The 24,335-nt window shown below is 31.0% G+C and carries 16 protein-coding genes and 4 riboswitches; of the genes, 15 read left to right on the top strand and 1 reads right to left on the bottom strand.

Annotation, left to right across the window (positions count from 1 at the left end):
* Positions 1-304 precede the first annotated feature (304 nt).
* The 12 genes from gltB to OIO11_RS05030 all read left to right on the top strand — a co-directional run bounded on the left by gltB (position 305) and on the right by OIO11_RS05030 (position 21,363).
* Entirely contained in the window at positions 305-4,822 is a 4,518-nt protein-coding gene (gltB, locus tag OIO11_RS05085) for a glutamate synthase large subunit (RefSeq protein WP_268070330.1), read from the top strand.
* Between the two features lie 18 nt (positions 4,823-4,840).
* On the top strand, positions 4,841-6,277 hold the full coding sequence (locus OIO11_RS05080) for a glutamate synthase subunit beta (protein WP_268070328.1): 1,437 nt from the start codon (positions 4,841-4,843) through the stop codon (positions 6,275-6,277).
* Positions 6,278-6,610: 333 nt separating this feature from the next.
* A riboswitch (cyclic di-GMP riboswitch) is annotated at positions 6,611-6,694 on the top strand.
* A gap of 35 nt (positions 6,695-6,729) precedes the next feature.
* Positions 6,730-11,499 (top strand): immunoglobulin-like domain-containing protein, encoded by a 4,770-nt coding sequence (locus tag OIO11_RS05075; protein ID WP_268070326.1) that lies wholly within the window; start codon positions 6,730-6,732, stop codon positions 11,497-11,499.
* A gap of 157 nt (positions 11,500-11,656) precedes the next feature.
* Entirely contained in the window at positions 11,657-12,292 is a 636-nt protein-coding gene (locus OIO11_RS05070; RefSeq protein ID WP_268070324.1) for a class D sortase, read from the top strand.
* Between the two features lie 197 nt (positions 12,293-12,489).
* A riboswitch (cyclic di-GMP riboswitch) is annotated at positions 12,490-12,573 on the top strand.
* Between the two features lie 70 nt (positions 12,574-12,643).
* Complete coding sequence (locus OIO11_RS05065) at positions 12,644-13,210, top strand: signal peptidase I (RefSeq protein ID WP_268070322.1); 567 nt, start codon at positions 12,644-12,646, stop codon at positions 13,208-13,210.
* A 281-nt stretch (positions 13,211-13,491) separates the two neighbouring features.
* Positions 13,492-14,034, top strand: a complete 543-nt coding sequence (locus OIO11_RS05060) for a hypothetical protein (protein WP_268070321.1) — start codon at positions 13,492-13,494, stop codon at positions 14,032-14,034.
* 178 nt (positions 14,035-14,212) lie between these two features.
* Complete coding sequence (locus OIO11_RS05055) at positions 14,213-17,011, top strand: hypothetical protein (protein ID WP_268070320.1); 2,799 nt, start codon at positions 14,213-14,215, stop codon at positions 17,009-17,011.
* A gap of 75 nt (positions 17,012-17,086) precedes the next feature.
* Entirely contained in the window at positions 17,087-18,421 is a 1,335-nt protein-coding gene (locus OIO11_RS05050; protein WP_268070318.1) for an immunoglobulin-like domain-containing protein, read from the top strand.
* Between the two features lie 201 nt (positions 18,422-18,622).
* Positions 18,623-18,701: riboswitch (cyclic di-GMP riboswitch) on the top strand.
* A 61-nt stretch (positions 18,702-18,762) separates the two neighbouring features.
* Positions 18,763-18,842: riboswitch (cyclic di-GMP riboswitch) on the top strand.
* 13 nt (positions 18,843-18,855) lie between these two features.
* Positions 18,856-19,668: a transglutaminase-like domain-containing protein gene (locus OIO11_RS05045; RefSeq protein ID WP_268070316.1), complete on the top strand. Its 813-nt coding sequence runs from the start codon at positions 18,856-18,858 to the stop codon at positions 19,666-19,668.
* Positions 19,669-19,781: 113 nt separating this feature from the next.
* On the top strand, positions 19,782-20,363 hold the full coding sequence (locus tag OIO11_RS05040) for an AMMECR1 domain-containing protein (RefSeq protein WP_268070314.1): 582 nt from the start codon (positions 19,782-19,784) through the stop codon (positions 20,361-20,363).
* A gap of 6 nt (positions 20,364-20,369) precedes the next feature.
* Positions 20,370-20,882, top strand: a complete 513-nt coding sequence (locus OIO11_RS05035; protein ID WP_268070312.1) for a DUF6155 family protein — start codon at positions 20,370-20,372, stop codon at positions 20,880-20,882.
* Between the two features lie 241 nt (positions 20,883-21,123).
* Complete coding sequence (locus OIO11_RS05030) at positions 21,124-21,363, top strand: DUF1292 domain-containing protein (protein WP_268070310.1); 240 nt, start codon at positions 21,124-21,126, stop codon at positions 21,361-21,363.
* Between the two features lie 95 nt (positions 21,364-21,458).
* Here the strand turns inward: OIO11_RS05030 and OIO11_RS05025 are convergent, their stop codons facing one another.
* Positions 21,459-21,743 (bottom strand): hypothetical protein, encoded by a 285-nt coding sequence (locus OIO11_RS05025; protein WP_268070308.1) that lies wholly within the window; start codon positions 21,741-21,743, stop codon positions 21,459-21,461.
* A 211-nt stretch (positions 21,744-21,954) separates the two neighbouring features.
* On the opposite strand from OIO11_RS05025, the gene OIO11_RS05020 reads away from it, so the two are divergent.
* The 3 genes from OIO11_RS05020 to OIO11_RS05010 all read left to right on the top strand — a co-directional run bounded on the left by OIO11_RS05020 (position 21,955) and on the right by OIO11_RS05010 (position 24,282).
* A complete protein-coding gene (locus OIO11_RS05020; protein ID WP_268070306.1) occupies positions 21,955-22,119 on the top strand; it encodes a hypothetical protein in 165 nt (54 codons plus the stop codon).
* Between the two features lie 248 nt (positions 22,120-22,367).
* Complete coding sequence (locus OIO11_RS05015; RefSeq protein ID WP_268070304.1) at positions 22,368-22,640, top strand: STAS-like domain-containing protein; 273 nt, start codon at positions 22,368-22,370, stop codon at positions 22,638-22,640.
* A gap of 286 nt (positions 22,641-22,926) precedes the next feature.
* Positions 22,927-24,282 carry a sigma-54 interaction domain-containing protein gene (locus tag OIO11_RS05010; protein WP_268070303.1) on the top strand — a complete coding sequence of 452 codons (1,356 nt, stop codon included), beginning with the start codon at positions 22,927-22,929 and terminating at the stop codon, positions 24,280-24,282.
* Positions 24,283-24,335 lie beyond the last annotated feature (53 nt).

The following is a 24,335-nucleotide window of genomic DNA, read 5'->3' as shown; positions in this document are numbered from 1 at the left end:
TGAATAAAAAAATATACGCAAAACAACTAAAGTCTGAAAAGGGAAATATACCTTTTTAGGCTTTAGTTAAGTGCGTTTCTATAAAAATCAATATAGTTTAGAGGTAAAGAAAGCAAGAAATAGAAATAAAAAATTCATAAAACTTTAAAATGGTTAAAATTGTTATTGAAAACGTGAACAATATATAGAAAATTGCAATGAATTTATTGAAAAGTTGCAGAAATCAATATATAATATTAAGTAAAACTGCTTATAGAGAAAATTATGTCGAGTATTAACAGGATAAAACGAGGGGGTAAATATAATGGAAAACAATAGGGGCTTACCTATCAAGCAAGGGCTTTATGATCCCCAATTTGAAAAAGATAATTGTGGAGTAGGATTTGTTGCTAGTGTAAAAGGGGAAAAAACTCATGTGCTTGTAAAAAAAGCTTTGCAGGTATTGGTTAATTTAACACATAGAGGAGCTGTTGGTTCTGATCCTAAGACTGGTGATGGGGCTGGAATCATGCTTCAAGTACCAGATCAATTTTTTAGAATCAGCTGCGATAATTTAGGAATTGAGCTTCCTAAGTTTGGTGAATATGCAGTAGGTATGACATTTTTGCCTAAAGAACCAGGCTTAAGATATCAATGTGAAGGTATATTTGAGAGAATAGTTGAAGAAGAAGGTCAGAAGGTTCTTGTCTGGAGAGATGTACCTACGGATAACAGATGCATAGGTGAGACAGCAAAAGGAACTGAACCTATAATTAGACAAATTTTTGTCCAGAAGTGTAATTGTTCACAAGAGGAATTTGAGAGAAAACTTTATATTATAAGAAAAAGAACAGAGAGTGAAGTAAGAAAATTAGTTGAGAGAAACAGCGAATACTTTTATATATGCAGTCTTTCAAGTAAAACTATAGTATATAAGGGATTGCTTTTAGCAGATCAGATAAGTGGATTTTATCTTGATTTAAATGATGTAAACTTTAAAAGTGCTATTGCACTTGTTCACCAACGTTTTAGTACAAATACTTTCCCTACTTGGGATTTAGCACAGCCATTCAGATATTTAGCTCATAACGGAGAAATAAATACTATAAGAGGAAATAGAAACTGGATGAATGCAAGAGAGGGAGTATTAAAGTCTGAGGCATTTGGTGAGGATATTTCGAAGATATTCCCTGTAATTACTCCTAATGGAAGTGATTCAGCATCTTTGGATAATGTTTTTGAACTTATTTCAATGAGCGGAAGAGATAGTGTGCATGCTATGAAGATGCTTATTCCAGAAGCATGGAAGGGTAACAAATTCATGGCAGAGGATGAGAAAGCTTTCTATGAATATCATGGATCACTTATTGAACCATGGGATGGTCCTGCTGCTGTATTCTTTACGGATGGAGAAAAAATAGGAGCAACTCTTGATAGAAACGGATTGAGACCTGCAAAATACGTTATTACAAAAGGCGGACTTATTGTAATGGCATCAGAGGTGGGTGTTGTTCAATTTAGCCCAGAAGAAATAGTTAAAAAAGGAAGACTAGAGCCTGGTAAGATGCTTCTAGTGGATACTATTGAGAAAAAAATCTTTGAAGATGAAGAAATCAAGAAAGAGCTTTGCTTAAGTAAGCCTTATAAGGAAGTAGTTGAGAAAAATAAACTTACTTTAGATAATTTTGAAGCGGTAGAGGAAAAGGCAGCTATAAATCCAGAAGCTTTAAAGGAGAAACAACAGGCTTTTGGATACTCTATGGAAGATTTAGAGATTATATTAAAGGATATGGCTGAAAATGCTAAAGAACCTATAGGTTCAATGGGGAATGATACTCCTCTTGCAGTTTTATCAAATAAGCCACAGCTTTTATTCTCATATTTTAGACAGCTTTTTGCACAGGTTACAAATCCACCTATAGATCCTATAAGAGAGGGAGTTGTTATGTCTCTTATGAATTATATAGGGTCACAGGAAAATATATTGAATAATGAGCTTTCTAATAGCCCATTTATTGAAATAGAAAGACCTGTTTTATCTGATGAGGAAATGTCAAAAATTAAGAATCTTAAAACTAAGGATTTTAAAGCTACAACAATACCTATAACTTTTAAAGCAGATAATGGAGTTGAAGGATTTAAAGAAGCTTTGAAATTAATATGTGAAAGAGCCTCAAAACGTGTTTCAGAGGGTTATAATATCCTTGTTTTAAGTGATAAGAAGGTAGATGGCTATGAAGCTGCAATACCAAGTCTTCTTGCTGTATCTGCTGTTCATCATTATTTAATAAAGGAAAAGAGCAGAACAAAAGTGTCAATAATTATTGAGACTGGAGAAGCTAGAGAAACAACTCACTTTGCACTTCTTGTAGGTTACGGTGCTAGTGCTATTAATCCATATCTTGCTTATGAAAGCATAGAAAATATGGTTGCAGAAAAGCAAATTCAAAATGTAACTGTTAAAGAAGCTGTGGATAACTATATATATGCTATATGCAAAGGGTTATTAAAAATCCTATCAAAGATGGGAATATGTACAATTCAAAGTTATCATGGTGCACAAATTTTTGAAGCCCTTGGTTTAAATGAAGAATTTATAAATGAATACTTTGAAGGAACTCCATCAAGAATAGGTGGAATTGGATTAGAAGAGGCTGCAAAGGAAGTATTAATTAGACATAATCAAGCTTTTAACAGACTTAGAAAACCAGTGTCAGAGCTTGAAGTTGGAGGATTGTATGCTTGGAGAAAAGATGGGGAATTCCATTTGTTTAATCCTGAAACTATATACAAACTTCAGGTAGCTACAAGAACAAATGATTACAAAGTTTATAGAGAATATGCAGAACTCATAAACAAGCAAGGTAAAAATTTATGTACTATAAGAGGCTTGTTTAATTTTAAAAAGGGAAATTCAATTCCAATAGAAGAAGTAGAGCCTATTTCTGAAATTGTAAAGAGATTCTGTACAGGAGCTATGTCATTAGGCTCAATCAGTAGAGATGCTCATGAAACTATTGCAATAGCTATGAATAGATTGGGTGGAAAGAGTAACTCAGGTGAAGGTGGAGAAGATGAAACAAGATATAGAGTTGACAGCAAAGGAGATAGCAGAAGAAGTGCCATAAAACAGGTAGCTTCAGCTAGATTTGGTGTTACAGCGAATTATCTTGTTAATGCAGATGAGCTTCAAATTAAAGTTGCTCAAGGGGCAAAACCAGGTGAAGGTGGTCATCTTCCAGGTAAAAAGGTTGATGAATATATAGCAAGAATGAGACATTCAACACCAGGTATAGATTTAATTTCACCACCACCACATCATGATATTTACTCAATAGAAGATTTGGCACAGTTAATATATGATTTAAAATCAGTAAATCCAAGCAGTAGAGTAAGTGTAAAGCTTGTATCAGAGGTTGGTGTTGGAACTGTTGCAGCAGGAGTTGCTAAAGCTCATGCTGATGTAATATTAATAAGCGGACATGATGGAGGAACTGGTGCAGCTCCACTATCATCAATAAGAAATGCTGGAGTACCATGGGAAATTGGTCTTTCAGAAACGCATCAGGTTCTTATGTTAAATAATTTAAGAAGCAGAGTTAGAGTTCAAACAGATGGACAAATAAAAACAGGTAAAGATGTAGTTATTGCGGCTTTACTTGGTGCTGAAGAATTTGGTTTTGCAACAACTGCTCTAGTAATCTTAGGATGTACATTGCTTCGTAAATGTCACTGCAATACTTGTGACATGGGTATAGCAACTCAAGATCCAGAGCTTAGAAAATGCTTCAAAGGAAAACCAGAGTATTTAATAAACTTCTTTACTTTCATAGCACAGGAAGTTAGAGAATACATGGCAGAACTTGGATTTAGAACAATGAATGAAATGATAGGAAGAGTAGATAAGATAGAGGGAGAAAAAGCTATAAATCACTTTAAGGCAAAAGGGCTTGATTTATCTAATATTCTATATAGACCGGATATGCCAAAAAGAATAAAACCATACTGTGTGCTTGCACAAGACCATGGAATTGATGAAGCTATGGATCATCACTTAATACAAGTTGCGGCTCCAGCTCTTGAAAGTGGAAAAGAAGTTCGTGGAAGCTTTGAAATTAAAAATACAGATAGAACTGTGGGATCAATGTTAAGTGGTAAAATTGCTAAGAAGTATGGAGAAAAAGGACTTAAAGAAGATACAATTGTATTTGATTTTATAGGTTCTGCTGGTCAAAGCTTCGGTGCCTTTGGAGCAAGAGGACTTACTCTTGTACTTGAAGGAGATGCTAATGACTATGTTGGTAAAGGCTTATCAGGAGCAAAAGTAATTGTTAAAACTCCAAAGGAAAGCTGCTTTAAGGCTGAAGAAAACTTTATAGCAGGTAATACAATTCTTTATGGTGCAACTTCTGGGCAGCTTTATGTTAATGGAATGGTTGGAGAACGTTTTGCTGTAAGAAATAGTGGAGCGGAAGCTATTGTTGAAGGTGTTGGAGATCACTGCTGTGAATATATGACTGGTGGAGTTGTAGTGGTTATAGGAAACACTGGAAGAAACTTTGGTGCAGGTATGAGCGGTGGTGTAGCATATGTTCTGGATGAAGACTGCAGCTTTGAAGGCAAATGTACTGAAACAATGCTTGAAATAGAAAATATAAGCAGTAAAAATGATGAAGAAGCTGTATACAAACTTGTAGAAAATCACTATAAATATACAGATAGTGCAAAAGCTAAGGATATTTTAGATAATTGGGATGTTTATAAGGGTAAATTTAAGAAAATTATCCCAACTGCATATAAAGCTATCTTAGAAAAGAAGAATAAAAATGGGAAGGTATCTTAAAGAGTAGGGGGTGCAGATATGGGAAAATTAACTGGATTTAAAGAATTTGAAAGAAAGAATTACAATAAACGCTCAGTTAAAGAGAGAATAAAGGACTATAAAGAAGTATATATACCTTTAAATGAAGAAGAAATAAAAGAGCAGGCAGCAAGATGCATGGACTGTGGAACACCCTTTTGTAACTGGGGGTGCCCTCTAGGGAATATTGCACCAGATTGGAATGACATGGTTTATAAGAATCAATGGGAAAAGGCATATAAAAGATTGACCCTTACAAATAATTTTCCAGAATTTACAGGAAGAGTTTGTCCAGCACTTTGCGAGGCTGGATGTACTCTTGGAATAAACAGAAAAGCAGTTTCAGTAAGAGAAATTGAGCTTACTATTATAGAAAGAGCTTTTAAAGAAAATTGGGTAAAAGCTAATACGCCTAAGGTAAGAACAGGTAAAAAGGCTGCAGTTGTAGGTTCAGGTCCTGCTGGACTTGCAGCAGCTGCAGAGCTTAATGCAGCTGGACATGAAGTTACAGTTTTTGAAAAGAGTGAAAAAATAGGTGGACTTTTAAGATATGGTATACCTGATTTCAAACTTGAAAAGTATGTAATTGACAGACGTATTAATGTTATGGAAGAAGAAGGAATAACTTTCAAGACAGGCATTGAAGTTGGAGCAGATGTTAAGGCAAAAGAGCTTCTTGATAAATTTGATGCAGTAATTTTAACAGGAGGTTCAAGTGTTCCAAGAGATATGAAAGCAGAAGGAAGAGAACTTAAAGGAGTTCACTTTGCAATGGAATATTTATCTCAACAAAACAAGAAAGTTTCTAATGAGAAATTTGATGAAGAAGAGATAAATGCAAAAGGCAAAAATGTAGTAGTTATAGGTGGAGGAGACACAGGTTCTGACTGTGTTGGTACTGCTGTAAGACAGGGTGCTAAGCAAGTATACCAAATTGAAATAATGCCAAAGCCTTCAGAAGAAAGAGATGAAACTATGCCTTGGCCAACTTACCCTAAGATATTGAAAACTACAACTTCTCATGAAGAAGGCTGTGAAAGAGATTGGAATGTATTAACGAAAGCCTTTGTAGGAGAAGATGGAAAGCTTAAAAAGCTGCTTTGTTCAAAAGTAGAGTGGACTGAAGATAAAGATGGAAGAATGAATATGGTAGAAGTTCCAAACAGCGAATTTGAAATAGAAGCAGATTTAGTTCTTTTAGCTATGGGATTCTTGCATCCAACTCAGGAAGGAATGCTTGAAGAACTTGGATTAAAATTTGATGCAAGAGGAAATGTTTCTACAGATGAAACTGGAATGACAAGTGTAGAAGGAGTTTTCTCAGCAGGAGATATGAGAACAGGTCAATCTCTTGTTGTTAAATGTATCCATGATGGAAGAACTGTTGCTAAGAGTGTGGATGAATATTTGATGGGGGACTCGTTTTTAAGAGGATAATAGAATAAAGTATGATATAAGTTTTAATAATAAAGCCTAAAGATAGATAATTTCTGTCTTTAGGCTTTATTTGTTTTAATAAGTTATTTTTGTAATTATTGGAGAGTTGATATTAGTTGGATAATAGATGCAATATTTATCATATATAAAGCATATATTTTAATAAAGTTGTTTATTAGATAAATAAATTTGCTAATTTTGAACTTTTTTAATATGTAAAAAACATATTGGGTATTGGAGGAGTTACTAGATTACAAAATTCACCTATGTATTGGTGAAATTTTTGTATATTTAAAATTAATGATAAAGGAGGAGAACTAAAAATTAAATTCTATAATGAAAGGGGACAATGAAGTATATCACTTATATGGGCACTTGGGGTATATGGAGTCAATAGTGCAACCGACCTTTCTTTAACAGAACAATAGTTTTATTAAAGAAAGGAGAGAAGTATGAGAAAATTAAAGCTTTCCAGAATTGCATTGTTTTTAGTGTTTACTATGGTATTTTTAGTTAGCACAGGGGGGATGAATACTAGAGTTTATGCTGCTGATAATGATGCGGTTATAGAACAGGACGTTGAGAGTGTAAATGCAATAGAAGAAGAAACAATAAAAAATGAAGATGAAGCTGTAGTAGGAGAAGATAAAGAAGCTCCACAAGGAGAAAAAGAGGAAACTTCAGTAGAGGATGACAAAGAAATATCGACAGAACAAAAAGAAGAAGCTGTAGTAAAAGAAGGTGAAGAAACTCAACTAGAAGAAAAAGAGAAGGATATAGTAGAAGAAGATAAAGAAGCTCCACAAGGAGAAAAAGAGGAAACTTCAGTAGAAGATGATAAAGAAATACCGACAGGACAAAAAGAAGAAGCTATAGTAGAAGATGGTAAAGGAACTCAATTAGAAGAAAAAGAGGAGGATATAGTAGAAGAAGATAAAGAAGCTTCATTAGAAGAAAAAGAAACACTACCAGTATTAAAGGGAGAAGAGTCTACAAATTCACCTAAATTAGAAGTAAGTGAAAATGAGCTAGAACAACCTGAAAAACAAAGTGATGAACAATTACTTGAGTCAAAATCTATACTACCGAAATATTATATAAGATTCAAGGAAGACAATTTATCTTTAGAACAGGGAAATAAATTAAAGTTAGAGGTGGAATCAAACTGGTGGGGAGCTATAGAATGGTCATCAAGTAACACAGATGTGGTGAGTGTAAAAAGAAACTGGAAAAATCATAAAGAGGCAGAAGTAACAGCAGTAGGTGTAGGAGAGGCAACTATTACAGTAACGACTATATCTATTCCACAAAAAACAGCGACATGTACGGTTACTGTTAAATCTACATCAGTAAAAGGAATAAGCTTAAATAAGAAACAATTAAATTTAAAGATAGGAGATACTGAAACATTAGATGCAGCAATAGAACCTGAAAATGCAAGTAATAAACAGGTAATATGGTCGTCAGAACCGAAAGGTCAAGATGTAATGGACGTAGATCAAAATGGCAGGGTAACAGCAAAAAATGAGGGAACAGCAACTGTAGTTGTTACTACTAGAGATGGAGGATATAAATCAGAATGTGAAGTTAAAGTAGAACGAAGGCCAGTAGAAGGAGTAAAAATAAAACAAGGAAATGAAATAACATTAGAACCAAAAGAGAGTAAACAGTTAATAGCGAAAATAACACCAAATAATGCCACAAATAAAAACGTAACATGGTCATCAGATAAACCAGATATAGCAGAAGTATTACAGAATGGTACAGTTACTGCAGGTAATCCAGGAATTGCTATAATAACGGTAACTACAGAGGATGGGAAGTATGAAGATTCATGCAAAGTAACTGTAGATCCTGGTGTTTTTGGGGCAGTTACTCCTATAGTAGAAAAAGTGGATTATGATTATGAAGCAGAAGAATATACAGCTTATTGGGGATATAATAATACCTATTGTTGGGAAGATGGAGTTCCACTAGATAAGGGAGAAGATAATTGGAAAAGTACTTTGAATGGAACAATAGAAAACATGACGGATAATACAGTACCAATAGGAGAGGATAGTGTACAAAAACATACTTTTAAAAAAGGAGAAAACCATAATCAATTTCAAACAAAGTTTACAGGAGAGTCAGTAACATGGAGAATTATTCACAATAATGGATGTTGCGATTCTCAAGATATAAGTGCAACAGCTTATGCCAAGGATGCACCTGTAGTAGTAACAGGAGTAGACAAAATTCCAGATGTAACTGTCAATTCTATAGATATCATATCATCAAGTTTACCAGTAAGTGTTAGGGTAACATTTAATAATAGAGAGCCTGCAGAAGTTAATGTTGAATGGAATAATGGCGAACAATTGCCAGATGATGGTTCTGGTTTACAAGTGTATAAATTTACTGGAAGTATAAGTAATTTACCATATGAGGCAACAAATCCAGGGAATTTAAAGGCAAGTGTAAATGTAATTGTACAGAAAAAAAGTGTAGTTGATGTAGAAGAGTTTGGTGATATAACTGTGCCATATGGCACAAAGCAAGAGGAAATAGTGTTACCAAAAGAAGCTACAATTAGTTTAAGTGATAACTCTAATATGAAAGTTCCTATCAAAGAATGGACTTCAACTCCTGTTTATGAATGTAATAAGCCAGGAGATTATAATTTTCAAGGGGAGTTGGATTTAACTACTCTAGAATATACAGAAGAGTCTAATGTTAAAGTAAATGTAAGGGTTAGCACTCCACCAGTAAGAATAAAAGGCAGTACAGAAGGACGTGGTACAGTAGATGTACAAGGCGCCATAGGAGGAGCAACTTTAAAATTATATAATACCGTTGGAGAGGTTAAAAGTAATAAATTAGATGAAAGTAAAACAGAATATCAATTTACAGAAGTACCAATTACTAATGGTTACTATGTGACTCAAATAGTAAATGAAATTGAAAGTGAGCCATCAAATTCAGTAAATGTAACGTTTGGTAAATTTGATATTCTTAATAAGGTTACTGATAATCGTGATGGAACTTATACAGCGGTTTGGGGATACACAAATAACAATACAGAAAAAATTATAGTTGCAGAAGGAGAGAGTATATTTAGTTCTGGTGCAGATACTATAATTGAAGGAAATAAAAACCCAATTAATGTATTTGAAGTAGGAACCCATGACAGCGCATTTACAACAAAATTTTATAGAGATGATTTAATTTGGACTCTCACATGTCCGGATGGAGAAAAGAAATCTTTAATTGCAGAAGCAGGTCCAGAAGCGGAAATATCCAAAGTAGGTATAATTAAAGATATTAATGTTGAATATGGAACAAAATTAAATGATATCGAATTTCCTTCAACAGTAAAGTGTGCTTTAATAATTGGAAATGTCCCTAATAATGAAGGAATAGATGTTGAAGTAAATTGGGAGTATGATAAAACTTCATATGATGGAAACAAATCTGGAAAATATGAATTTAAAGGCGAATTAGTACTTCCAAAAGGAGTGACAAATACGGATAAATTGCAAGCAGAAGTAAATGTAATAGTAGACTCAAAACCATATACTCCACCATACATTCCACCTACACCTTCAAATCCAGATAAAACTCCACCAGTAATAACATTAGAACAAGGAACAGAAATAGTAGAATTAGAAATTGGTGGCGGAAAATATGATGTTAAAAGTAATGTAACAGCATCGGATATTAAAGATGGGGATATTACAAATTCAATTAAAGTAACTGGAACGGTAGATACAAGTAAAGTTGGAGAATACACTCTAAAATATAATGTAAAAGATAAAGCCGGTAACGCAGCAGAGGAAGTTACAAGAACAGTAAAAGTAGTTAACTTAGTTAAAGGTGTAAATGTTATAAAAGATGTATTTGTACCATACGGAACATCAAAAGATAAAATTGCATTACCAGAAAAGATTCAAATAACATTAAGTGATGGTTCAAAATCAGAAGTTCCAGTTATATGGAATGAAGGGAAACCACTATATAATCCTAATGTATCAACAGAATATATATTTACAGGTGTAATAGATTCATCAAAATTACAATATGTAAAAGCAACTAGCTTAAAGGCAGAGGCAAAGGTTATCGTAGAAAAAAGAAAAGTAATTAGTGTAGCTGAGTTAAAAAATATAAATGTATCATATGGAATGGAACAAAAGGATATTGGATTGCCGAAAATAGTTGGAATTAAGTTAAGTGATGATTCAAATAAAATAGTTTCAGTTCCAGTAATATGGGATAAATCGATTCCTCAATATGATGGCAAAATAGCAAAAAAATATGCATTTGAGGGAACTTTAGATTTATCAGTATTAAAATATGTGGAAGAAACAAAATTAAAAGCAAAAGTAAATGTAATAGTAGCACCGTATGAAGCAAATGGAACATCGCATAAGTCGCATAAGTCACATAGCTCATCTAATACTTCAGATACTGCTAAGCCAGTAATTACATTAATAGGAGATTCAAAAGTAATTTTAGCGTTTGGAACAGATTATAAAGATGCAGGAGCAACTGCAGAAGACAATAAAGATGGAGATATAACAAATAAAATTAAAATTGGTGGGGATAAAGTCGATACAAATAAAGCAGGAACATACGTAATAACCTATAATGTAAGTGATTCAGAAGGAAACAAAGCCAATGAAGTAAGAAGAACTGTGGTAGTAGAAGAGGAAGTAATAATTCCAGTAGAGCCAGAAATTCCAGAAGGTACTCCGGATAAGAAAAAACCTGTTATTACCTTAAATGGAGATACAGAGATAACTCTTAATTTAGGAGATAAATATGAAGAATTAGGAGCAGTAGCGGTAGATGATGTTGATGGAGATATTACAGACAAGATTGAAATAAGGGTTAATGGAAAAGATGAAAAAGTAAATACAGATAAAGAAGGAACTTATGTTATAACTTATAACGTAAGTGATAACGCTGGAAATAAAGCTGATGAAATATTAAGAACAGTAGTAGTTAAATCTGCAGAAGAGGGAGAGAAGGATATAGTAGTTCCTAGTGATAATGTTCCAGAAGGAACACCTAATGGTGCTGTAAAGGAAACAGCTGAAGTCGAAGTTAAAGGTAAAGAAGAACTACCTGCGCTACCTAAAACAGGTGGACAGAGTCCGCTTATAAATTATATTACAGGAGCCTTTATGGTATTAATAGGCTTGAAAATTAGAAAAAATACTAAAGAGGATGATAACGAATAAGGTTTAGTATGAATTCGAGGGAGCTTACTCCTTCGAATTTTTTGTTTTTAATATATATGAAATATTTTATGTTTATAAAACATATATTTAAACGAGGTTTTTTATTGGATAGATGGAATTGATATATTTTGTATTTGATTAACGAAAGGGGAAGGGTATGAAGAAAAAAATTGCTATTGGGTTAATTGTTTTGGGGATTTTTGTTATGGCGTATCCGAAGATAAGAGATGGGTATAGTGCATATAAGGAAAAGAAAGTTCTGAAAGAATATGAACAAAGCTTAAGAAATATAGGGGAAATGGAAAAGGAAATTGGTAATGATAAATCCACGGAAAATAATTATAAAAGTGAAGAAAATAAAAAAATACGAAAAATATATGAGAATGCTGCTATTTTGAAGATAGATAAAATAAATTTATATATGCCGATTTTAGAGGGAGAAACTAAAGAAAATCTTAGAACTACTGTCTGTCATATGAAAAATACAGGAAAGCTTGGTAAAGTAGGTAATTACGCTATTGCAGGTCATAGATGCTACAGCTATGGAAAACATTTCAATAGACTGGATGAGGTTGAGGTAGGAGATAATATTATAATTTTTTCACAAGATAAGGAATATAAGTATAAAGTATTTAATAAATTTATAGTAAAGCCAGAGGAAGTAGAGGTTTTGAATGGAAATGGAAAAGACAAAATGATTACCTTAATAACATGTACTCCTATTAGAGTGGCTACACATAGATTGATTATACAGGGAAAGCTTGAGAAGGTAGTCAAGAGAGTTGAGAATTGAGAGGTGAAAGTTGAAAGTTGAAAGTTGAAAATTATTGAAAAATCAGTAACACTTTTTAGTGAACTTCATATACTGTAAATGTAGGCAAGATTAAATTGAAAACAATACATAAGAGGTATATGGAAGTTTACTTATGATTTAAAGTTGTTGATGATTTGTTAAAGAATATATTTTAAATATAACATTAACAATAAAATAATCATAAGGGAAACTGTGATATATGTTCTGTATTTGGGTACCTGGGACATATGGAGTTAGTGGTGCAACCGTCCCTACTAGTAAAACTAGTAGAAGGCGGTTTTTTATTTTACATAAAAAAGATGAAATTTAAGAAATAGGAGGAAAGAGTGAATGAAAGTAGTTAAAAGAATATTAAAGTGGGCAGGAAATATAATATTTATTCTGCTTATCTTATGTGTTATTGGAACGTTTTTTTCAATAATACAGGCAAAAAGGCATCCAGGAAAAATTCCTTCACTTTTTGGATATAAAGGGTTAACGGTACTTACTGGTAGTATGAAGCCGCAAATACAGCCAGGTGATGTAGTAATAGCTAAAGACATAAAACCAGAAGAAATAAAAGAAGGCGACATAATAACCTATAGATTAAATGCAAGTACATTGGTAACTCATAGAGTTGTTGAAGTAATAAATAAAGATGGGCAGATACAGTTTAAGACAAAGGGAGATGCCAATAATGTTGAGGATGCTAAATTAGTTACTACGCAGCAGCTTATAGGAAAGAATGTATATTTCATATCTAAAGGGGGAAATATTGCTCAGTTTATTAGAACACCTAAGGGGTTTATAGTGATTATTTTAATCCCAGTAGCAGTTTTAATTGGAAGTGAGCTAGTGAAAACTGTAAAAAAAGAAAAAGAGGAGAGGAAAAAAGATAGTGAAAGTTTAGAAGAATAATTTGGAACTGTTGAGAATTGAAAGTGGAAAGTTAAGAATACTTTGCTATTGCAAAGTTCTAATAAAAATTAATACATTTTATAAACTTAAAAGTAAGGGAGGTGAAAGTTTATAAAAACATAGTTATTTAATATGTAACAGAATTAAAAGGTTGTGTTTTAAGATAAAGCATAGCCAATGAAAAAGACAAGAAGCTTTTTAAAAGACGACTTGTCAAAAAAATATTCAATTTGTATTTATTATTATATTATAAAAAAGTAAATAAAAGGGGGATTTATATAATGAAAAAAACTATATTAGGTTTATTATTAGCAGGAGTATTGGCATTTGGAGTAAGTATGGGAACTACAGCGTATTATGCAAATAGTTTTACAAGTGAAGAAAATAAGGTTCACTCATTAAAATGGGATGTTAGTAATGATGGATGGAATACGAAGGCATATTTTTCAATTGGTGATATATACCCTAGTGAAAATTCATTTAGTAGTGCAGAGGGTAGTATAACAAGAAAAAATGAGATAGCATCTAATTATAAATTTACTATAACGCCTGATGTCGTTAATCTAATTGATGACAATTCTCCAATAAAATTATATTTTGTATATAATGGTGAACGTAAGGAACTAAAGAAGAGTGAGCTAGTAGAGGGTAAATGGGATGTTGAATATGTAGAAAATGATAAGATAGATGGAACTGAAGACCTAGATAAATTTCATTTTGAAGTAGATTGGAAGAGTACAAGTGATACTGGTAGTGATAATGCATATGCAAACAAAGATATGAAAATTAAAGTTGAGTTTAAGGCAGTTCAAAATCATGATTAAAAAAAGCCAAGTTAAAAATTTATAAAACCTAATTTTATAAAAAGTCAATAAATTTAAATACTATATATGGTGAATTCAATTATGAATGCACCATATATGTATATAAATAGATTAATTAAATATATGTTTAAGATATAGTTACATTTAAAGATTTTATTTAGTAGAAGGAGGTGAAACCTTGCGAAGAGAGATACGAAAAAAGAATGAAAAAAAGAAAAGAAAGAATTTAACCTTAAAAAGTTTATCTATTTTAACTTCTGGGTTGATGATCACCTCTGCATTTATGGTTAATAATAAGTGTTATTCTTATTATGCAAATAGTTTTAGTGCTACGGGGACGGTGTCAGTGGCTGAGGCTAGAGACTTTATTTATGATTTTCAGGTATGTTACAAAGAAGATGAGGAAGATGTTTACGACCAATATGGTAATTATTTAGGCATTGAATATAATTATCCAAAATGGTTTATAAAATTTAAGATTGGAAGTTTAATAAAAGATGGTGCTGTATTAAATTTTAAAGTTGTTCAAGATCAATATGGTTATATAGAACCAATAAAAAATGTGATTTTAAGAAAAGATGGTAAACAATTTTGTATAGAATTGAATGGAAAATATTATAGAGCAGATGATGATGGATATTTTAAAGCGCCTATACATGTCAGTTCTAAAAAGGAAATAGTGAAAGAACATAAAGTGGATAAATGCTATACAAATTCAATACCAAATCAGTATAAATATTTCATAGTTGATAAGTGGTTAAAAAAAACATGCTATGTAGCTCCTCATATGAATGGAGAGTATTATGTGGAAGAACATAATATATATTGGCATAGAAAACCGTTTCAAGATTGGAATTATAAGGAAGAAGCATATACTAGATATAAATGTTGTCCGGAGACTTTTAAGGTAGAACTAGATTATTTAAATGGATTTGTTCATTATGAGGGTTATGGAACAATAGATAAAGATACAGTTAGGAGAAATACATTAGGGGTTATAAGTAAATATAAACCTAATCCATATGAGTGGGAATTTCAAAAGCTAGAATTAAGATCAAGAAATATTATGATGTTTAGTATTGCAAAGTTTAGTAGTGAAAATTTTGATGACTCTAAAACTCATTTAATGAAGAATACCGAAACGATTAAAGAATTTGAGCCTATAGAAGAAGAATTCATTGAGAAATTTGATGGTACTCTTGAGCCAGAACAAATAGAAGCAATAAATGAAATTGCACAAGGATATATCGATTATGTAGCAGACTTGAAAAATAAGAAAAAGAGCTTAAATGATCAGGTTAAGGGTTTAAGTAGCCAAAAGAAAGAATTGCAAGAGCAGTTATTATTAGTAAATAAAGAAAAATTAAATGAGAATGAAGCAGAACAAAATAGTGTTAAAGCTATTAACTTAGACGATAAGTCAAAAGCTATATTAGAAGAAGTAGAGTTAAATAATAATGCATCAGAAGAACATAATATTTTTGAACTTACTGAAGAACAAGTTAGTTCAATTGATTCAGTAGCTAAGGGATATTTAAAATATGTATCTGGATTGCAAGCTGACATTGAAGATTTAACCAATAAAGCAAATAAGTTAAATAGTGAAATAAAAAAGATTAAAGCAGATATTGAAGCAATTAAAGCAAATGTTGGAGAAGAAGAAGTTATTCAACCTGTAGAAGGGGAAGAGGTTGGAGAAAAATTCAATGGTACTCTTAATGAGGAGAAAATAAAATCAATAAATGAAATTGCAAAAGGATATACTGATTACGCAGAAACATTAGAAAAATCAAAGATTAATTTAAATGAAAAAACAGATGTAGCTAATGAAGAAAGAGAAGAATTGAAGAGTAAATTAGCTGAATTAAAAGGTGAAAAGGTTGATAAGACAGAAATAACTGCTGAAAGTGGTGGAAGTTCAATAGAAATACCAAATAAAATTGAACTTACTGATGATCAAATAAATAAAATAAATGAAGTTGTAAAAGGATATGTTGAGTATGTATCTGAATTAGAAAGTGAAGTTGGTGATTTAAGCAAGAAATTAGAAGAAGTAAATAGTGAAATAAAAGCTATTAAAGAAGAAATAGAAAAATTAAGTAACAAAGAGCAAAATCAAGCAGAGGAACAAACACCTCAGCAACCAGAAGGACAGCAACCAGCAGAACAGCCAGGAGATGCGGAAGTTCAACCACCGGAAGATTCAGTAAATCAAGAAGAAAAAATAGAAGAACCAAGTTCAGATGTTAATGAAAAAGAAGAAATTAAAACCGAAGAGCCAAGTTCAGATGTTAATGAAAAAGAAGAAATTAAAACCGAAGAGCCAAGTTCAGATGTTAATGAAAAAGAAGAAATTAAAACCGAAGAGCCAAGTTCAGACGTTAATGAAAAAGAAGAAATTAAGACCGAAGAGCCAGGTTCAGATGTTAATGAAAAAGAAGAAATTAAGACCGAAGAGCCAAGTTCAGATGTTAATGAAAAAGAAGAGATTAAGACCGAAGAGCCAGGTTCAGACGTTAATGAAAAAGAAGAAATTAAGACCGAAGAGCCAAGTTCAGATGTTAATGAAAAAGAAGAAATTAAAACCGAAGAGCCAAGTTCAGACGTTAATGAAAAAGAAGAAATTAAGACCGAAGAGCCAAGTTCAGATGTTAATGAAAAAGAAGAAATTAAAACCGAAGAGCCAAGTTCAGACGTTAATGAAAAAGAAGAAATTAAGATCGAAGAGCCAAGTTCAGACGTTAATGAAAAAGAAGAAGTTAAGACCGAAGAGCCAAATTCAGATGTTAATGAAAAAGAAGAAATCAAAACCGAAGATTCAGGTTCAGATGTTAAAAAAGAAGATATAGCTAACTCAGAAGAACAAAGTCATGAAGAAGAGTCAGAACAGAAATTATCACAAGAAAGTAATTCTGCTAATGATACAGCAGTTAATGATAATGTTACTGATGTTAATAAACCTAGAATAAAAGAGTAAAAATCCTTTGATAATGGATACAGCCTCCTGTTAAAGGAGGCTTTTAAGTAATATTAGGAGAAAGAAGGTGAGAATGTGGTTAAGATTACAAAAAGCTTTTTTAGAAAAGTTGTTGTAGTGGTAATGGGTATATTTATTTTTTCAAGTTTAGTTGCTAAACCTGTAAAAGCTGCTCCAACCTTTTCTATAAGCAAGCAAAATGGTGAAGCGATTTTTACTTTAGATGATGCAGGTATAGCTCCAGGAACTGGTATTTCAAAAGAATTTTATATATTTAATGATTATAGCTATTCAAATAAGCTTGAAAAGATATCACTAAACAGTTTTAAGTTAAATTATAGTGGAGAAAGTATTTCAGCAAATGATGATAGGTATAAAGATTTTGTAAAATATGTAAATGTTAATATAATCCAAAATCAAGATAGTCAACAAAATAGACAAATATTTAATGGCAGTTTGGATACATTACTTAAACAAAGTATATTACTTGATGGAAGTGATACAATTTTAATAAATCCAGATAAACAGATTAAAATGGGTATAATAATATCAATGGACAAAGAAGCAGGAAATAGTGTTCAAGGTTTAGGATGTAATTTTGATTTGAGTTTTGTATGCAGCTATGAAACAGGAGGATCAGGGCATCACAGTAGTAGCAGTAGAAACAGAAGTAGTTCTAACAAAATTACAAATGAAAAACCAAAAATCACATTACTAGGTGCCAAAACAGTAAACATTAAAGTAGGTGAATCATATTCAGATGCAGGAGCTGAAGCATACGATAAGGAAGATGGAAATATAACAGATAAAATTGTGGTTAAGGGAAATGTTGATACGAATACTGCTGGAAAATATATAATAACTTACAATGTAAAAGATTCAGCAGGAAATAAAGCAGATGAAGTTACAAGGACTGTAGTAGTAGAAGAGGAAATAATAGTTCCGGAAGAGCCAGAAATTCCAGAAGGTAATCCAGATAAGAAAAGACCTGTAATTACATTAAATGGTGATTCAAAAATTGTTGTTAAATTTGGAGAGAAATATGAAGAATTAGGAGCAACAGCTGTAGATGATGTTGATGGAGATATCACAGATAAAATTGAAATAAAAGTGAATGGTAAGGATGATGAGGTAAATACAAATATTCCGGGAAACTATATTATTACCTATAATGTAAGTGATTCAGCAGGAAATAAAGCATATGAGGTAACAAGAATTGTTGTAGTAAAAGAAATAGAAAAAGCTTCTGATGGTGAAATAACAGTTCCAGAAGATAAAGTACCTGAAGGAACTCCAGTGCTTCCTAAAACAGGGGAAGAGAATCCTTTTATATATTATCTATCAGGAATTGGCATGGTATTATCAGGAGTGCTAATTAGAAAAAAAGATATAAAATTTGATAATGAATAAAATCTAATTCAAATCCGAAGGAGTGCATTCCTTCGGATTTTTAAAATGTATCTAGGCAAAATGAAATTAAATTTTCATTTTAATTTTTGTGTAAAATAAGCACAAATAGATAGTATGCTGCATATAATGTAGTATAGGAGGGGTACAGAATATGTACAAATCCAAACCTCCTAAAAGAATATGTTATTGGTGGGAGCTTTTCACCGATAAAGGCAAACCTATCGAAAGGTAGGGACGCAAAGCTACAGGGCCTTCCAGTTGATGGCAGCCAGCTACCGAAAGAAGAGTTTTTTGTATGCAAAAAAACTGAATATCGGAAAATTTATTGGTGTAAAACTTTTCAGCGATAATAGCAAACCTATCGAAAGGTAGGGACGCAAAGCTATAGGGCCTTCCAATTTGATGGCAGCCAGCTACCGAAAGGAGAGTTTTATATGTTAAACAAAATAAAAAAAATGTTAGCAGCAATGCTAGTTTCGGTTATATTACCTGCCAATATAGTACTGGCTCAGGAAATACAAAATAGTATATTTGATAATTCAAATTTGAATAAAGGAATAATAAGTGTAGGTTATTCAAGTAGCAATAATAATAAAGTTAAATTAATGATAGAAAAAGATACAGTTAGATATTTTTATGATATAAAAGATAATAATCAGGAAAGGTTCCCTCTTCAATTAGGAAGCGGAAAATATAATATAAAGGTTTTAGAAAATAAAGATGGGGATAAATATAAAGTTGTAAAAGGACAAGATGTAGATGTTAAGATAGATAATGAAAAGCAGGTTTATTTAAATTCTATTCAAATAATAAATTGGAATGAAGACATGGATGCAATTAAAAAAGCTAAAGAATTAACAAAAGGAAAAAATACTTCAATGGAAAAAGTACAAGCTATTTATGAATTTGTAGTAAAGAATGTAAAGTATGATTATGATAAGATAAACCACATTCAATCAGATTATGTTCCAGACATCAATGATACATTCAAAAATTTAAAAGGTATCTGCTATGACTACTCAGCTCTCTTTGCAGCAATGACAAGAAGTATTGGAATACCAACAAAACTTGTTAAAGGATACAGAAGTGACATTGATACCTACCACGCATGGAATGAAGTATATCTTGAAGATTCAAACACTTGGATTACTATAGATACAACTTATGATGCTTATCTATATAACAATAATGAAAAATATTCAATGATACAGAAAAATGATGAATATAGGAAAGATAAAGAATATTAGAATAAAATTGTGAAGCGATTTTATCCTAATCCCATATAGATTTTATTTAAAATTCAACAAAGTTATATACTTGCCTTACAATTAATGGTAAAATTTATATGGGGGTGTAATTAATGGAAAACATATTGGATAGAGATTTAATATTGCCATCTTACTGCAGTATTAAAGGCAGTAATAGATATGAAGACATATATGCAAAATTAGCAAGACAGAGCTTGGAGCATTATTTTAAAAAAGGCGTATATCTAAGAATTCCCTTAGTTCACGAGAAAATGTTAAAAGAACGAGAAGGAGTTTTGGTTTTAATAAAAAAGCATGGAGAAGTAAGAGGATGCAAGGGTACTGTGCATCCAGCAACTGATTGTATTGCTAGAGAAATAATTAAAAATGTAGTAGAAGCTGGACGTGGTAATAATAAATTTAGTAAAGTTAGAAAAGAAGAGTTAGCTGAATTAGAGTATTCAATATATATCATTCATGATGTAAAGACAGCTAAAAAAGAAGAATTAAACCCTAAAAGATATGGAATTTTTGTAAAAGCTGGTTCAAAAAGTTCTTGTTTACTTCCAAATGTATATGGAGTTGAGACTGCTGAAAGACAGCTTGAAAGAGCATTGAAAAAGGCAGGCATTAGCGAAGATGAGGAATATACCATAGAGAAGTTTGAAGTTATTAAAAGAGGATATAGAGGCTAAATGAAAATGGAACAAAATAAGTATATGGAATATTTAAGTTCATTAAAAGCTGATGAATTAAAAACTGATATACAGGATTTGATCAGATTGTTTCCGGAAGTAAGAGAATATTATGATTTAAGAATAAACCCTAAACTGGAAAAAGAACTGCTAAATAAATATAAACATATTATAAAAGAGGAATTTTTCCCAGGAAAAGCAGATGTTAAAATGAGATATTCTGTAGTAAGTGAGGCTATAATTGAATTTCAAAGAAAAGCAACAATATCCTATAATGTAGCTGAATTAATGCTCTATTATGTAGATATTGCTTTGAAATTTACAAAATCCTATGGAGATATTGGAGAGAGATTTTATATAAGTGTTGAAGGAGTTTTTGATAAGGCATTAAATTATATTTTCAAAAATGAGCTGGAAGATTTATTTTATAAAAAAGCAAAGGAACTGGTTTTAAGAAGTAAAGGAATTGGATGGGGTTTTGAAGATAATATGAAAGAAATCTTATATAAATATTTTTAAAATATAAATTTGACGTTTAGAGCTAATAAGAATTAGCTCTATTTTTATGCTTGGACTTAGCGATGGATGAAAGCTTGTACTGCTAATTAGTTGATAAAATTTGATTAACGGTGTAGTAATTAAAGAAAAATATCGAAGTCAAATAGAAAAATAGGGAATTGGATAAATATATTTAATCCAAATGGAGAATAATAAAGTATAAGGAAAATCAATACATATTTAACAGAGGGAGAGATTTATCATGGAAAATAAGCAAACTATAGAAGTTAAAAATGAGTTTGGAAAGAAAGTTGAGTTGGAAATAGTCGACGCATTAAAAATCGGAAATGATAAATATGTTATAGTATCACAAAAAGGTTCAGACGAGGCTAATGCATATAGAGAAGTAAATAGAAATGGTGAGGTAGAATATGCGTCAATAGGTGAAGGATCAGAATTTAAAAGAGTTTTGGAAGCATACAATTCTATACACAACCAGTAGAATGATTAATTACCTATAAGCCCTATGTATTTATAAGTTAAATACATAAGAAACCATAAATATAGATCAAAACTATATTTATGGTTTCTTATATTTTAAGCTTCTTGTTCTTCGTTTTGGTTCAAACTAATTTCTGCATCCATAAAAGACTTTCCATAAAGTGTTAGTGTATATTTTTTTTCAGAGTTACTAAGCAGGGTGTCCATACTTTCTATTAAGCGGCATTTCTCCAAATCTTTTATAGAAGCTCGTACAATTTTATGGTATTTTTTAATAAATTTTGAGCAGAGTGTATCTGTATCACAGCATTTATCAGGATAGAGCTGATACATAATTTTTTTCACATAAGGTTTGTGACTCTTTTTTAACTTATCAAACATAGTAACACCTTCCTATCATCATATTGTTTGTATATAACATAAATATGAAATTAGATGTAAAACTATTCATAAAAGTATTATTTAAATACATTATATTGCAGAGTATTTGGGAATATGGTTAATTGGCTGTTGGATAAAATATAAATTTAAGGATATCCTAAAAAGTGAGAATATGTTTTAAATTTCATAGATTATTTTGGAGGTGTTTTTGTTGAAGGATCGTGCTCAGGTTAAAAATGACAATAAAAAAAACTATAATAAAAAGCATAATAAAAGTCAGGGACAGTTTGCTAAAAATCAAATAGTTCAAACTATAGAGCAGAATAAATATAATGAAAGTGGAATAGAATCAAAAAATAAATATGATTTTAAATAAAATAGGGCAGGTAATCCTGTCTTATTTTATTTATATGTAGTTAGAAGAGAGTATTAGTAATAGATACTATTATGATATAAAATTTTGAAAAATAAAAAAATTTCAAAAAACTTTGTTAAATGGTTGACAATATATTTTAAGGGTGTTATACTACAGATATAGAAAGAGAAACAAAAAATATAACAGAAGAAAAACATTAATATGATAAATAAAGGAAAATCATTGAAATAGATGGGGAGGTTATATGTATGAGAGAAATAATGGTTAAAGAAGTGTTAGGAACTGATATTAAACCAGAGGATGCTATAATATTAAAGGAAATGGTTGAGAGTTATTTAGATGATAATATTACATTAGATTTCATAGATTTACAAAATGTTTCATGTGCTTTTCTATCAAACCTATTAATGGAAATGATGTATAAAAGAGGTAGAAAACATGTTATTGAACATTTGAAAGTTAAAAATTTAACCAATGAAAAGGCTTTTAACAGAATTCTTTTAGGAACATCTTATTGTTAGAGGAAGATAATGATGTTAATTAACTAATTACTAATAATAGTACTGACAACTAGAGTCAAACAATATTACAATTATGGTAATTATATAAATCCTAAATGATTGCTAACAATAATAAAATAAATCCCAAGTTTAATACTCTCTGTAGAACTTTTCTATGGAGAGTATTCTATTTTGATGGTAGGAATTTTAAAATAATTACAATATTTAGTTTAGGTACTATTTTATATTTGATATAGATATGAGATAATATATACAATTCTAATATAAAAAGAAGGTGTATATTATCATGAAAAATGAATTGTTACAGGCTATATTTAACAGCATTTCAGATGGTATTCTTGTTTTAAATAATAAATTAAATATAACAGATCTTAATAAAATGGCTTTTAGAATACTTGGATTGGAGAGAGAGGCATTAATTGAAACTAATATAAAAGATATTTTTGATAATTATAAATTAGTTGACAAGTGTTTTATTAACAATGAAGTCTATAAAAGAGAAGACTGTACATTTACTGTAAATGGAAATAAAATTCGTTGTGTTACAAATTTAGTTCCTATAGTAAAAGATAATAAGATTACAGGTATTGTTATAACTTTTAGAGATACAAAGCATATCCATAAAGTTGTAAATAATGTTGTCGGATATAGTGCGGCATATACCTTTAAAAATATAATAACAAAAAATCAGTATATGAAGAAAAATATACAATATGCTAAAAAAGCTGCAAATACGGATTGTAACATTCTATTAGAGGGTTCTAGTGGAACAGGTAAAGAAGTTTTTGCTCAAGCAATCCATAATTACAGTAATAGAGCAAAAGGACCTTTTGTTGCTGTTAATTGTGCTGCTATTCCAAGAGAATTGTTTGAAAGTGAACTTTTTGGTTATGAAAAAGGTGCTTTTACAGGAGCAAATAAGGGAGGATATCCTGGGAAATTTGAACTGGCAGAGGGAGGAACTATATTTTTAGACGAAATAGGAGAGCTTCCTCTTGATATACAGTCAAAGCTATTAAGGGTTTTAGATAATCATAAAATTATAAGAGTTGGATCTACTTATGAAAAAAAGATAAATGTAAGAGTAATATCAGCAACCAATAAAAATCTATTGGAAGAAGTGGATAAGAAAAATTTTAGGTATGATCTTTACTATAGGCTAAATGTTATAGGTATACGATTAATGGATCTTGAAGATAGAAAAGAAGATATAGAAGCTTTAATAAAGCATTTTATGAAAAAGTTAAATGAAAATAATTTGGAAGGCAGTAAAGCTATAGATAGCAGTGCCATAGCAAGGTTAAAAGAGTATAAATGGGAAGGTAATATAAGAGAACTTAGAAATATTATAGAAAAAGCATATTACCTCTGTGATAGTGATATAATCACTGAAAAATATTTACTTAACCTGATAAAAGGAAAAGAAAAGTTGGAAAAGAGTTTTTCAGAAGAGAACATAAGTAAATTAGATTTAATGGTAGAAGATATACAACCACTTAAAGTAGTGGAAGAGCAAAATATTAAAAAAGCATTAATAGCTTGCCATGGTAATGCTGAAGAGGCTGCTAAAGTTTTAGGTATAAGCAGGGCGACAATTTACAGAAAGATTAGTAAATATAAGATAAAAATAGAACATGATTAGTATAAAATGAATGACTTATAAAACAGGCTTTTGCCCTAAAAAATAGTTAGGGA

The organism is Clostridium sp. ZS2-4, assembly GCF_026719745.1.
Taxonomy (GTDB): domain Bacteria; phylum Bacillota; class Clostridia; order Clostridiales; family Clostridiaceae; genus Clostridium_H.
Note: the sequence above shows the minus strand (reverse complement) of the source record. Positions and strands in the feature narration are given on the sequence as shown.

Excerpts from the sequence above, each read along its gene's own strand:
- OIO11_RS05040 (WP_268070314.1), top strand. The coding sequence starts at position 19,782 with ATGGAAAACATATTGGATAGAGATTTAATATTGCCATCTTACTGCAGT.
- OIO11_RS05065 (WP_268070322.1), top strand. The coding sequence starts at position 12,644 with ATGAAAGTAGTTAAAAGAATATTAAAGTGGGCAGGAAATATAATATTT.
- OIO11_RS05015 (WP_268070304.1), top strand. The coding sequence starts at position 22,368 with ATGAGAGAAATAATGGTTAAAGAAGTGTTAGGAACTGATATTAAACCA.
- OIO11_RS05080 (WP_268070328.1), top strand. The coding sequence starts at position 4,841 with ATGGGAAAATTAACTGGATTTAAAGAATTTGAAAGAAAGAATTACAAT.
- OIO11_RS05025 (WP_268070308.1), bottom strand. The coding sequence starts at position 21,743 with ATGTTTGATAAGTTAAAAAAGAGTCACAAACCTTATGTGAAAAAAATT.
- OIO11_RS05045 (WP_268070316.1), top strand. The coding sequence starts at position 18,856 with ATGTTAAACAAAATAAAAAAAATGTTAGCAGCAATGCTAGTTTCGGTT.
- OIO11_RS05060 (WP_268070321.1), top strand. The coding sequence starts at position 13,492 with ATGAAAAAAACTATATTAGGTTTATTATTAGCAGGAGTATTGGCATTT.
- gltB (WP_268070330.1), top strand. The coding sequence starts at position 305 with ATGGAAAACAATAGGGGCTTACCTATCAAGCAAGGGCTTTATGATCCC.
- OIO11_RS05070 (WP_268070324.1), top strand. The coding sequence starts at position 11,657 with ATGAAGAAAAAAATTGCTATTGGGTTAATTGTTTTGGGGATTTTTGTT.
- OIO11_RS05030 (WP_268070310.1), top strand. The coding sequence starts at position 21,124 with ATGGAAAATAAGCAAACTATAGAAGTTAAAAATGAGTTTGGAAAGAAA.
- OIO11_RS05010 (WP_268070303.1), top strand. The coding sequence starts at position 22,927 with ATGAAAAATGAATTGTTACAGGCTATATTTAACAGCATTTCAGATGGT.
- OIO11_RS05075 (WP_268070326.1), top strand. The coding sequence starts at position 6,730 with ATGAGAAAATTAAAGCTTTCCAGAATTGCATTGTTTTTAGTGTTTACT.
- OIO11_RS05035 (WP_268070312.1), top strand. The coding sequence starts at position 20,370 with ATGGAACAAAATAAGTATATGGAATATTTAAGTTCATTAAAAGCTGAT.